The sequence below is a fragment of the Flavobacterium sp. CAU 1735 genome (genome assembly GCF_039888695.1).
GTDB lineage: Bacteria > Bacteroidota > Bacteroidia > Flavobacteriales > Flavobacteriaceae > Flavobacterium.
Genome location: NZ_JBDQQQ010000009.1, coordinates 37,881 through 50,833 on the forward strand (window position 1 = coordinate 37,881; position 12,953 = coordinate 50,833).

At 39.6% G+C, this 12,953-nt stretch carries 11 protein-coding genes; 9 read left to right on the forward strand and 2 right to left on the reverse strand.

Annotation, left to right across the window (positions count from 1 at the left end; translation table 11 throughout):
* The first annotated feature begins 125 nt into the window (after nt 1-125).
* The gene (locus AAFN64_RS16355; RefSeq protein ID WP_347761326.1) at nt 126-581 is read left to right on the forward strand and encodes a DinB family protein; all 456 of its coding nucleotides are present in this window, start codon (nt 126-128) and stop codon (nt 579-581) included.
* On the opposite strand, the gene AAFN64_RS16360 is transcribed toward AAFN64_RS16355, so the two are convergent.
* Nucleotides 574-1,323, reverse strand: coding sequence for a DUF4163 domain-containing protein (locus tag AAFN64_RS16360; RefSeq protein ID WP_347761327.1), 750 nt, complete (start codon nt 1,321-1,323; stop codon nt 574-576). The two genes, AAFN64_RS16355 and AAFN64_RS16360, sit on opposite strands and share 8 nt — an antisense overlap.
* 69 nt (nt 1,324-1,392) lie before the next feature.
* Between AAFN64_RS16360 and AAFN64_RS16365 the strand changes: the two genes are divergently transcribed.
* Nucleotides 1,393-2,574 carry a cystathionine gamma-synthase gene (locus AAFN64_RS16365; RefSeq protein ID WP_300485538.1) on the forward strand — a complete coding sequence of 394 codons (1,182 nt, stop codon included), beginning with the start codon at nt 1,393-1,395 and terminating at the stop codon, nt 2,572-2,574.
* Nucleotides 2,575-2,635: 61 nt separating this feature from the next.
* On the opposite strand, the gene AAFN64_RS16370 is transcribed toward AAFN64_RS16365, so the two are convergent.
* Nucleotides 2,636-3,427 (reverse strand): glutamate dehydrogenase, encoded by a 792-nt coding sequence (locus AAFN64_RS16370; RefSeq protein WP_300485541.1) that lies wholly within the window; start codon nt 3,425-3,427, stop codon nt 2,636-2,638.
* Between the two features lie 209 nt (nt 3,428-3,636).
* Here AAFN64_RS16370 and AAFN64_RS16375 point away from each other — a divergent pair, with 209 nt between their 5' ends.
* The 7 genes from AAFN64_RS16375 to AAFN64_RS16405 all read left to right on the forward strand — a co-directional run bounded on the left by AAFN64_RS16375 (nt 3,637) and on the right by AAFN64_RS16405 (nt 12,949).
* Nucleotides 3,637-5,928 carry a two-component regulator propeller domain-containing protein gene (locus tag AAFN64_RS16375; RefSeq protein ID WP_347761328.1) on the forward strand — a complete coding sequence of 764 codons (2,292 nt, stop codon included), beginning with the start codon at nt 3,637-3,639 and terminating at the stop codon, nt 5,926-5,928.
* A gap of 27 nt (nt 5,929-5,955) precedes the next feature.
* Entirely contained in the window at nt 5,956-6,669 is a 714-nt protein-coding gene (gene recO, locus AAFN64_RS16380) for a DNA repair protein RecO (protein WP_300485548.1), read from the forward strand.
* Between the two features lie 103 nt (nt 6,670-6,772).
* A complete protein-coding gene (ileS, locus tag AAFN64_RS16385) occupies nt 6,773-10,177 on the forward strand; it encodes an isoleucine--tRNA ligase (protein ID WP_300485550.1) in 3,405 nt (1,134 codons plus the stop codon).
* Between the two features lie 9 nt (nt 10,178-10,186).
* Nucleotides 10,187-10,567, forward strand: coding sequence for a TraR/DksA C4-type zinc finger protein (locus tag AAFN64_RS16390; RefSeq protein ID WP_136404069.1), 381 nt, complete (start codon nt 10,187-10,189; stop codon nt 10,565-10,567).
* 83 nt (nt 10,568-10,650) lie between these two features.
* A complete protein-coding gene (locus AAFN64_RS16395) occupies nt 10,651-11,244 on the forward strand; it encodes a lipoprotein signal peptidase (protein WP_347761329.1) in 594 nt (197 codons plus the stop codon).
* Nucleotides 11,245-11,569: 325 nt separating this feature from the next.
* The gene (locus AAFN64_RS16400) at nt 11,570-11,695 is read left to right on the forward strand and encodes a hypothetical protein (RefSeq protein WP_347761330.1); all 126 of its coding nucleotides are present in this window, start codon (nt 11,570-11,572) and stop codon (nt 11,693-11,695) included.
* A gap of 45 nt (nt 11,696-11,740) precedes the next feature.
* Nucleotides 11,741-12,949 (forward strand): hypothetical protein, encoded by a 1,209-nt coding sequence (locus AAFN64_RS16405; RefSeq protein ID WP_347761331.1) that lies wholly within the window; start codon nt 11,741-11,743, stop codon nt 12,947-12,949.
* Nucleotides 12,950-12,953: the final 4 nt, after the last annotated feature.

A 12,953-nucleotide genomic window follows, 5' to 3' on the forward strand; every position in this document is an offset into this window, starting at 1 on the left:
CAACTGCAAAAGTAACGATAAACGAAAGAAATAATAGATATAGCCATCTATATTTTAGTTGGTAAAAAAGGAACAGTGCTGTTTTTCGAATAGGACTTTTGCCTACATTAGCGAAAAAACAAAACATGAAAACAAGCTTTGAAATCACCCGAATGAACCGTCGGAAACTACTGGATGTATTGGAAAATAATACGCTTGAGCAATTGAATAAAGTTCCGGAAGGGTTTAGTAATAACCTAATCTGGAATATAGCACACATCGTAGTGGTACAGCAAATGCTGGTCTATAAATTGTCGGGATTGCCAATGCAGATTTCGGATGCGATGGTAGATGCCTACAAACGCGGAACCAAACCAGAAGCCGATGTGACAGCCGATGAAGTTGAAACAATCAAACAATTGCTAACAGCAACAATCGATCAGACGGAAGCCGATTATAATGCCGGGATTTTCCGTGACTATACCGATTTTACCACCATGTCGGGTTTTGTGATTACCAATGCGCAACAGGCTATTGAATTTAACCATTATCACGAAGGAATTCATGTCGGTATTATGATGGGTATCCGAAAATTTATTTAAGAATCAGGTACGGTTTTATACTGTCATACGGTAATAGCAATTCTCTCGGACCATCGACATACGGAGCGATTTCATAGGTGTTATAGTATAAAACCAATCCTTTTTCGGAAAAGATATAGGTTTCCGGAAGTTGAAAGACTTCGTTTTCGAACATCAAGCCGTTTTCATTAATCGGTTTTCCGGCCGGAATATTGAATTTTTCCCGGAATTTCTTTTCGGCATACGCCTGAAAACCTTTTTTGTCTTTTATAAAGCCTTCTTCAGGGATGGTTTTTCCGGTTTCGGCATTCAATACTATCGAACGTTTACCGGAATAGCCATGGGCACCTCCGGTAAACGTATAATGTTTTAAGGTAATGTTGATAATGTTTTCCGAATGGTAAACGACTTTACCTTCAACGGTTGCTTCCCAGGCCGGCATCTTGTCGTTTGGAAACTGAGCGATCAGATCGTTATACGATTTTACAAAATTTTCCATCAATTCCTGATAGTTGGAAGCCGTATACGGTTGTTCTCCAAAATAGACAATTTCACGAACGGTATTGAATACCGCATTATTAATACTGTCCTCGACAACCGGGCTGTTTTCGGCTATCGGAACATTTATTTTTACCTGAGTGCACGTAGAATCACACGGCTTTTTACTCTGCTTTTCATAAGCGATATTTTCGAATTGCAATTCCTTTTTTTCGCAGCTAACAACGAAAAGTCCGATAAGTAGAAAATAAACGATCTGTTTCATGGTAAAAATGTGTTAATAATATATAAAGGTACGGCTTTCTGTGCGGTTGACAGAAAATAAAAAGTAAATTTGCTTAGTTTATACGATAAAAATCAGAAAAAAGATATGAAATTTAATACAAAAGCAATACACGGAGGACAGCATCACGACCCGAGTACGGGAGCCGTTATGCCACCGGTATATCAGACATCGACCTATGTGCAAACCAGCCCGGGTGTTCCTTTAAATGAATACGAATACAGTCGCGCAGCAAACCCGACAAGAACGGCTTTGGAAAATGCTTTGGCCAGTATTGAAAACGGAACCCGAGGTTTGGCATTCTCTTCCGGACTTGCGGCAACCGATTGTGTGCTTCGCTCGTTAAAAGCCGGTGATGAGGTGATCGCTATGGACGATTTATACGGAGGAACCTACCGTATGTTTACCCGTATTTATAAGGATTCCGGAATCGTTTTCCATTTTGTGGATATGAACGATCTGAATAAATTCGAATCACTTATCAATGCCAATACGAAATTGGTTTGGGTGGAAACACCAACAAACCCGTTGATGAAACTGGCGGATATTGCTGCGATTGCTACCATCACGCAAAAACATAAAATCCTTTTTGCAGTGGATAATACTTTTGCCACACCGTATTTGCAAAAACCATTGGATTTGGGCGCAGATATCGTAATGCATTCGGCTACAAAATACCTTGGCGGACATTCGGATGTTATTGCCGGAGCGTTAATCGTAAAAGATAAAGAATTGGGCGATCAGTTGCATTTCCAGCAGTTTGCTACCGGAGCAACTTTAGGACCACAGGATTCATTTTTGGTATTGCGTGGAATCAAAACCTTACACCTTCGTGTGCAAAGACATTGTGAGAACGGTGAAAAAGTAGCCGAGTTCCTTTTAAATCACCCGAAAGTAGAAAAAGTATATTATCCGGGATTACCGTCGCATCCGTTTCATGAAATTGCCAAAAAACAAATGATTGGTGGTTTCGGCGGAATGGTAACCTTTACCTTCAAATCCGGTAAAAAAGAAGACGCCATCGACTTCCTGGAAAAAGTAAAAGTGTTTACACTGGCAGAATCATTAGGTGGAGTGGAGTCATTGGCCAATCACCCGGCTTTAATGACGCATGCTTCTATTCCGGAAGACAAACGTAAAGAAATCGGTATCTCCGATGACCTGGTTCGATTGAGCGTTGGGGTAGAAGATATCGAAGATCTGATCGAAGATTTAAAACAAGCATTAGCCTAATAAATAAAAAACCGGGATTCTAAAATCCCGGTTTTTTATTTTATGATCAAATAATTTTATACTAGTTTAAATAGTAGATGTAACCTACGTTTAACCAAACCAACCAGTCGTTGTGTTTGTTTTCCGGATAGCGTGTCGGATCCGGACTCATACCATCAACCCAGTTGGAGAAATAATATTGCATACGAAGGTCAATCATTAAATCGGACAACTCCGTTAGTTTATATCGGGTTCCTACACTCGACACGACAGACCATGTTGTGCCGCTGTCGTTACGTACGGCTCCGATATATTTTTCGGGTGTTACATTTGGATTGGTTCCTAAATTGGGACCTAAAGTAGAATAAGCTTCGGTAGTAAAATAATTAAAATGCGCTCCTAAACTTACAAACGGTGCCCAGGCGCCCGGTGTAACAGAAAAATCACGAATGCTAAACGGGTAATATTCCAATTGCATTCCTAAATCGGTTACTGCAGTCGATCCGCGCATACCTCTAAGCTGATTCGCCATAACCGATTGACGGCTGTCTTCAACCCATTTACCAAAGTGTTTTAATTTGGTTTTATTGTACGATAATTCAGTACGTAATTTGAAATGGTCATTAAAGTAAGTCTCTGGAGTATAACAACTACAGTCAGATCTGTAAGAAAAATTCAGATAATGCACAATACCAATCCCGTATCCGGTATTACCGGCATCCGTGCTCAGGTTATCTCTTTCCCCATAATCCGATTGGAAAGCTACAGGGCCCGCAATAACTCCTATTTCGTGAGAAAATCCGAATTGCGCTTTAACTGACGTGCTGCTCCCTAGCACAATGGTAAGGAGTAGTAGTAGAATTTTTCTTCGCATTTTTAACTAAAAGATATAACTTTTCCTGACAAATATATAAAAACATAATTTCATTGTGATAAAAAAAAGCGTTATATTGAAAATATAATCGATGAAAGGGAATTTTTATTTTTTAATAGCAGTAAAAGTTAAAATGATGACAGATATACGATATACAAAAAATGAAATAATTGCGTTTTAGTCTATATTTGTAAATCAATCTGCGGTTAATGAAAAAAATATTATATAGCATCCTTGCACTACTGTTTGTAACTCCTTTTTTTGCACAACAAAACCAACTTTGGAGAGGCTTTTTTTCGTTTGCCGAGGTAACGGATATTGCGGCAACTCCTATAAGGGTTTTTGCGACTTCAGAAAATGCGGTTTTTTCAAAAAGCCTGGTAACGAATGAATTAAAAACCACAACGTCTATTAACGGATTTAAAGCAGAAACCATTACGGCTATGCATTTTAGTGTTACCAAGAATAAGACGTTTGTAGGAAATGATAATGGTTTATTGCTGGTTGTTAACGAGGCAGACGGAAGTGTGTTTAATGTAGTGGATATCGTAAATAAACCATCAATAGCACCGAACAAGAAAAAAATCAATCATCTTTACGAAAGCGATGGTAAGCTGTATATCTCCTGTGATTTTGGACTTTGCGTGTACAATCTGGCTACGATGGAGTTCGGAGATACCTATTTTATTGGACCTACAGGTCAGGAAGTAGAAGTGTTGCAAACCACGGTTTATAATGGTATGATTTACGCGGTAACCCGCAATAACGGAATTCGTCGGGCGAGTGTGGCCAATCCGAATTTGATCGATTTTTCCCAATGGCAGGAATTTGATGCCGGAACGTGGTTGGGAGCGGTAACATTCAATAACCGACTGTTGTTAGCCAATGCCAATAACCGAATTTATAGTTATACGAATGCCGCTATTCAGGAAGTGTATGCGACCATGCAACAAGCTGTGGATTTTAAGAGTTTTAACGACCGACTGGTATATACATCGGCAAATCATGTCTATGTGTTTGATCCGGCGATGGTCTTACTGGCGCATATCACTCAAATACCGGATATCGTTACCACATTTACCTGTGGCGTAGCGACGGGGAATAATATTTTTATCGGGACTAAAGACAAAGGGATGTTTAGTACGACTACAACCAACAGTATGACATTCCAGAATAATACTCCCGACGGACCGGTTCGGAATAAAATCTTTTCCCTAAAAAAGGCACCCAGTGCGCTTTGGGCACTTTACGGAGATTACGACCGGTATTATAATCCGTATCCATTGGACGCCTACGGTATCAGTAAATTTAAAGAAAGCAGTGGTTGGTCGTTGATTCCGTATGAAGAGTTAAGCGGTGCGAAATCACTCAGTAGGGTGGCACTCAATCCGAATAATGAAAATCAGGTGTTTGTGAGTTCGTATTATTCCGGGCTTTTGAAAATTGAAAATGATGCATTGGTTACACTTTATACACAGCTGAATACCGGTAATAACGGACTGGAATCGTTGCCGCCGCCTAATAATAATGATATCCGTATCAATGGTCCTGCTTTTGATCGAAGAGGAAATCTTTGGATGACCAATAGTTTGGTGGCAAAAGGACTCAAAGTGCTTCGTGCCGACAATCAATGGGTGTCTTATGACTTGTCTAATGTAACCGTACAGCCGGAAACCAATAGCTACGGACCGCTGATTGTAGATAAAAACAATACCAAGTGGATTCCGTCGGTAAGTAATGGATTAATCGGGTTTAACGAAAACTATGGAAATAAGTTTATTACAATCAAGAGTGGTACCGATAGCGGAAATCTGGCCGATAACGATGTTAGAACGGTTGCGGTTGATACCCGAAATCAGCTTTGGATCGGAACGAATAAAGGATTGCGGATTTTACCGAGTGTGGATCGTTTTTTAACCGAAACCAGTTTGACAACAAATGCGATTATTATCTTGGAAGACGGTTTGGCGCAGGAACTTTTTTACCAACAGGTAATCCTGGATATTGCAGTCGACGGATCAAATAACAAATGGTTGTCCATTGCCGGTGGAGGTGTCTTTCAGGTATCGCCAAACGGACAGAGCGTATTGCATAAATTTACGAAGGAGAATTCCCCTTTGCCGAGTAATAATATCAACGATATTGAAATTGATGGTGTTACGGGGGAAGTGTTTTTTGCGACCGATAAAGGATTGGTTTCGTTTCAGGGAACGGCAACGAAGGCTAACGAAAATCTGAATAATGTATATGTATTCCCGAATCCGGTACGTCCGGGATTTGAAGGCGATGTAAACATTAGCGGACTAATCGATAAGGCGAATGTGAAAATTACCGATATCGAAGGAAATCTGGTATACGAAACAACGTCACAAGGTGGAACGATTACATGGGATACGCGGGCATTCGGAAAATATAAAGTAGCTTCCGGGGTTTATATGATCTTTATCTCATCAGAAGACGGTTCCGAAACCAAAGTCAAAAAAGTAATGGTGATTCGTTAATCCGATCGGAAAATTCCAATAATTAAGATGCTTGTCAAAACAAAAGCAATTGTACTTAGTTCTATTCGATTTCAGGAAAAAAGCCTGATTGTAAAATGCTTTACCCAATCGGATGGCCTAAAATCTTATTTTGTACAAAGTGCCTTTTCCGGAAAAAAGAGCAATCAGAAAATTGCCTATTTCCAACCGCTTACCTTACTGGAAATTGAAGCCAGTCATAAAAATAAAGGAACTCTCGAACGGTTTAAAGAAGTAAAACTGGCAACACCTTATACGTCGGTTAATGTCGATGTGGTGAAAAGTACCATTGTGATTTTTATCTCCGAAATGCTGCATAATTGTATCCGGGAAGAAGAGCAGAACGAAAACCTGTTTGCGTTTCTGGAAACCGCTTTGCTTTGGCTGGATACGCACGACGAAGTGGCCAATTTTCACCTGATGCTTTTAATGGAAATCACCAAATTCCTCGGGTTTTACCCGGATGTTTCCAACGACGAACATGCCTTTTTTGAAATGACCGAAGGGATGTTCGTGCCTTTTCACGGAATTACCTGTCTGACGGAACACGAAACACTGTTGTTTAAGAAGTTAAAGGAGCTGAAGTTTGATAGTAATCAAAAGATTTTTAACGGAAAAGAACGACAAATACTACTCAAAATACTACTCGATTATTACGCCTTTCATTTCGACGGATTTAAAAAACCACGATCGCTGGAAGTACTCAAAGAAGTTTTTCAGTAAAAAACAACAAAAAGTCTTTGTAAACCATCTATTTTCTAATTGTCTTAACTAAGAATTATTCAAAAATCCTTACTTTCGCAAATTGATTAGAAAAAACGATAAAATGAGTACGAAATTTACTGAATACAAAGGACTTGATTTGCCAACAGTAGCATCTGAAGTGCTTGAATTTTGGAAAAAACAGAACATCTTTGAACAGAGTATTACTTCCCGTGAAGGAAACCAGCCGTTTGTGTTTTTCGAAGGACCGCCATCGGCAAATGGTCTTCCCGGAATTCACCACGTAATGGCGCGCTCCATTAAAGATATTTTTTGTCGTTATAAAACTCAGAAAGGATACCAGGTAAAACGTAAGGCCGGATGGGATACGCATGGGTTGCCGGTAGAGTTGGGGACCGAAAAAGAATTGGGAATTACCAAAGAAGATATCGGAACCAAAATCACCGTAGCCGAATACAACGAAGCGTGTAAGCGAACCGTGATGCGCTATACGGATGTATGGAACGACCTGACTGAAAAAATGGGATATTGGGTGGATATGGAAAATCCGTATATCACCTACAAATCCAAATATATGGAAACCGTTTGGTGGCTTTTAAAACAGATCTACAATAAAGAGTTGTTGTACAAAGGATACACCATTCAGCCGTACTCGCCAAAAGCCGGAACCGGATTGAGCTCGCATGAAGTGAATCAGCCGGGAAGTTACCGTGATGTGACCGACACGACTATAGTGGCGCAGTTTAAAGCGATCGATGTAACATTGCCGGAAGCCTTACAAGGTTTCGGAGTGGTGCACTTTTTAGCATGGACAACCACACCATGGACGTTACCGTCGAATACCGCGTTAACCGTTGGTCCGAAAATCGATTATGTATTGGTGAAAACGTTTAACCAGTATACGTTCGAGCCAATCAATGTGGTATTGGCAAAACCGCTATTGGCAAAACAATTTGCCGGGAAATATTTCCTGTCTGAAAACGAAGAAGACTTTGCGAATTACAAAGCGGAAGATAAAAAAATACCGTATACCGTTTTAGCCGAAGTAAAAGGAGCGACGCTCGTAGGAACCCGCTACGAACAATTGCTGGACTACGCGTTACCGTATCAGAATCCGGAAAATGCATTCCGCGTGATTTCGGGTGATTTCGTAACGACGGAAGACGGTACCGGAATCGTACATACGGCGCCTACATTTGGTGCAGACGATGCCAAGGTAGCAAAAGAAGCCACACCGGAAGTGCCGCCAATGTTGGTATTGGACGATGCCGGAAATCCGGTTCCTTTGGTAGACTTACAAGGTAAGTTTGTCAAACAAATGGGAACGGAAATGGGTGGTAAATACGTTAAAAACGAATATTATAACGACGGAGAAGCGCCGGAACGCTCGGTGGATGTCGAAATTGCGATCCACTTAAAAGAAGCAAACAAAGCCTTTAAAGTCGAAAAATATGTACACAGTTATCCACACTGTTGGAGAACCGATAAACCGATCCTGTATTATCCGTTGGATTCCTGGTTTATCAAAGTAACCGAAGTAAAAGACCGTATGTTCGACCTAAACGAAACGATCAACTGGAAGCCAAAAGCAACCGGTGAGGGACGTTTCGGAAACTGGTTAAAAAATGCAAACGACTGGAATTTATCGCGTTCCCGTTATTGGGGGATTCCGTTGCCAATCTGGAGAACGGAAGATAAAACCGAAGAAATGCTTGTCGGTTCTGTTGAAGAACTATATACTGAAATTGAAAAAGCCATCGCTGCCGGAGTTCAGGATGAAAATCCGTTTAAAGGCTTTGTGATAGGTGATATGAGTGAAGCAAACTACGAGTTGGTGGATCTTCATAAAAACGTAGTGGATAACATTACGTTGGTATCGGCTAGTGGTAAACCGATGAAACGCGAAAGCGACCTGATCGACGTTTGGTTCGATAGTGGTGCGATGCCGTATGCACAATGGCATTATCCGTTTGAAAATAAAGAATTGGTAGACGATCAGTTGGCGTTTCCAGCCGATTTTATCGCCGAAGGAGTCGATCAGACACGTGGATGGTTCTACACCTTACATGCTATCGCTACATTGGTATTTGATAAAGTAGCCTATAAAAACGTAGTTTCGAACGGGCTTGTATTAGACAAAAACGGACAAAAAATGTCCAAACGATTAGGGAATGCAGTCGATCCGTTTGAAACGTTAAAAGAATACGGACCGGATGCGACCCGATGGTATATGATTGCAAACGCAAATCCGTGGGATAACCTGAAATTTGATATCGAAGGTGTAGCGGAAGTACGTCGTAAGTTCTTCGGAACACTATATAATACGTATTCTTTCTTTGCGTTATACGCTAACATCGACGGATTTAGTTATACAGAAGCCGAAGTGCCGTTGGAAGAAAGACCGGAAATTGATCAGTGGATTCTTTCGGAATTAAATACGTTGATTAAAAATGTAGACGAATATTATGCCGATTACGAACCGACGAAAGCGGCGCGTGCTATATCCGATTTTGTTCAGGAAAACCTGAGTAACTGGTATGTGCGTCTTTGCAGAAGACGTTTCTGGAAAGGGGACTATGCGCAAGATAAGATTGCGGCGTATCAAACGTTATACAGTTGTTTGCTAACGGTAGCCAAATTAAGCGCACCGATTGCGCCGTTCTTTATGGACAAACTTTACAAAGATTTAACCCACGCAACACAGTCGGAAAATTACGATAGTGTACATTTGGCCGAGTTTCCGGTATACGTTGAAAACTTTGTTAATAAATCGTTGGAAAGCAAAATGCAGAAGGCGCAAACCATTTCATCGCTGGTATTATCACTGCGTAAAAAGGAAATGATTAAAGTGCGTCAACCGTTGCAAAAGGTAATGATTCCGGTACTTGACGATGATCAACGTGCTGAAATCGAAGCGGTTTCCGACCTGATTAAAGCGGAAGTAAACGTGAAGGAAGTCGAGTTGTTGGACGATGCTTCCGGGGTATTGGTAAAACAAATCAAGCCAAACTTCAAAGCTTTAGGGCCGCGATTTGGTAAAGATATGGGATTGATTTCTAAGGAGATACAGAATTTTTCTCAGGAGCAAATCAATCAATTGGAGAAAGAAGGGACGTTAACACTTGTTATATCAGAAAAAAGTGTTAATTTAACAACTGAAGATGTTGAGATTTCTTCTCAGGATATCGAGGGTTGGCTGGTAGCAAATTCCGGTGGGATTACAGTGGCATTGGATATTACGATTTCCGATGAATTAAGAAAAGAAGGTATCGCCAGAGAATTAGTAAACCGTATCCAGAATATCCGTAAAGATTCGGGATTAGAAGTAACGGACAAAATTAAAGTGCATCTGCAAAAAGACCTGCAATTGGAAAATGCAGTCAGTAGCAATGAAGACTATATCAAAGCAGAAACGTTAACCGAAACTTTAATTTTTGAAGAACAACTCAACAATGGTATAGAAATTGAGTTTGATGACATTAAAACTAGAGTATTAATTTCAAAATAGAAAGAAATTATGGTGGATGAAAAAATAAGATATTCCGACGCTGATTTAGCCGAGTTCAGAGAGATCATCTTAAAGAAAATGGAAAAAGCAAAAGCCGATTTGGATCTGATTAAAAGTGCGTATCTGAATGACCTGAATAATGGTACTGATGATACATCACCAACATTCAAAGCCTTTGAGGAAGGAAGCGAGACCATGTCGAAAGAGGCAAACTCTCAGTTGGCGATCCGTCAGGAAAAGTTTATCAGGGATTTAAAAAATGCATTAATCCGAATTGAAAACAAAACCTATGGTATCTGTAAAGTTACCGGAAAATTAATAAGTAAAGAAAGATTAAAACTCGTTCCGCACGCGACGATGAGTATCGAAGCGAAAAATTTACAACGTTAATCTTTTCAAAATATCTCGAAAACGCTCCGTAAGGAGCGTTTTTATTATATAATTCTTTTATTTTTGCTGTCAAATTATTGAAAATGTCTTTACGAAAAGCTTATTTGTTAGTAATACTGGTCCTTGTTGTTGATCAGCTTTCTAAAATCTATATCAAAACCAATTTCGCGCTCAACGATGAAGTCTATGTTTTTGAGTGGTTCCGTATTCATTTTATCGAAAATGAAGGAATGGCATGGGGTGTCGAAATACCCGGAGCCTACGGTAAACTGTTTTTAACCTTATTCCGAATTGTAGCCGTATGCGGAATCGGATACTGGTTATATGATTCGGTAAAGAAAAAATGTTCCAACTACCTGATCGTAGCGGTGGCATTAATTCTGGCCGGTGCTTTTGGTAATATTATTGACTCGGTTTTTTATGGCGTGATCTTTAATGACAGTATTCATGAACCGGCAACTTTATTTGCTTCCAATCCATACGGAACCTGGTTCCACGGAAAAGTGGTCGATATGTTGTATTTCCCAATCTGGGAAGGGAACCTGCCAAAATGGTTACCGCTTTGGGGAGGCAAACACTTTACCTTTTTTAATGCGATTTTTAACGTAGCCGATATGGCGATATCCGTAGCGGTAGGAATGCTGATTGTGTTCAACAAAAAAGCCTTCGGAAAATAAAAAAACAAAAGCGTCATCTCTGACGCTTTTTTTATTGCTGTTGTATTTAAAAGTATGTTTGCCTGAATAACGAAATAGTTACAATAAAAAGAACCTGATTCATGTAATCAGGTTTTGTTGTTTTAAGGAAAGAAATGACGAAGGTTGAATTGAAATAGCGATGAGATTGTGTTGAATTATTTTTTAATATGTAAAATGTTTTTTTAAGTAGTGTTAATTGTTTAATTTTAAATTCGTTTTTAAATGACTGATTACTAGTTGTTTTTGTTCTATTTTGTTAATTTGCGTAGTATATATCTGTTAATTCGTATAAAAATAAAAGAAAATGTCGGAAGCAAAATTTGTAAAATATGATTTAAAATTAGTCGAGCCGGCATTCGGCTCCACGCTTACGGATTTAATCATCGAATTGGACTATCTGAAAAAAAGCGAAAAATTAATTTCTTATTAGTGAGAAATTTCTATTTTTGGCACCTTAATTTTAAAATGAATTATTGTGAAAAAAATAGTACTATTCTTGCTGTTTTCTTTGATTTTTGTTGGCTGTAGTTCGGATTCATCAGATGCGAATCCGGGAGGTCCATCGCCTAGTCCAACAGATGTGCCACCGGTATTGGTGACATTAGCTCCTACTTTTCCTGCCGGAGCAATTCAGTTTAACGGGAGCATACAGTCGTTAGGCGACGGTTATTATCAAAGAGGTTTTTGTTGGGGTTACAATACAAACCCAGTCATGGATATGTCAAACTATATTTATGTTGATGGTTCGGGAACAGGAAACTTTTTTAAAGCAACTCCGTATACGGATATATTAGAAACTGGTGGTCGTACCTATAATGTTAGAGCTTTTGCTATTACAATGAGAGGGCAAACGGTATATGGGAATAATATTGTAATGACTACACCGTATAAATATTCGCTTACTACAGCAGGTGTAAAAGAAATACATACCAATAAAGCTACATTTTCCGCAGAAATAATTTCAAACAACCTTTATTATCAAACAATATCTGAAAAAGGTTTTTGTTACAGTACGGCATCAAATCCAACATTAACAAACGGAATGAGTGTTAGTATGGTAGGAATGATAGGAAATCCTAATGCTATAGGGGATTATTCGAGAGAGGTTACAGGATTAGTACCCAATACAACCTACTATGTGAGAAGCTATGGCAAAGATTTTAACGGTGAAGTATTTTATGGTAATGAAACAAGCTTTAAAACCGCAGGACGCATAGGGGCTTCGGGTGGTGTTGTTTTCTACGATAAAGGGGAAACAACAAACGGATGGCGTTACCTTGAAGCGGCCCCGAATGATTTAACGTTCAACGGTTCTATTGTAATGGCATGGGGTTGTAACGGTACGGTAATCGGACAAACGCAGGCGATTGTGGGTTCAGGATTGGAAAATACCGCCAGAATCCTGTCGCAATGTTCGAATAGCGGTACGGCAGCCAGAGTTTGTGACGAATATTCGATCAACGGACTTAATGATTGGTTTTTACCGTCTATTAAAGAGCTGGAAATTTTCTACGTAAGTTCTGTTGGAGCCTATACACTTCCGACATCTCAGCCCAGAGAATATTGGTCATCGACAGAAACAGATATGAACCAGGCACAATCATATAATACGCAATATGGAAGTATATACCAATGGGAAACAAAGAGCTACGGAAAAAAAGTTAGAGCGATTCGTAGATTTTAATACA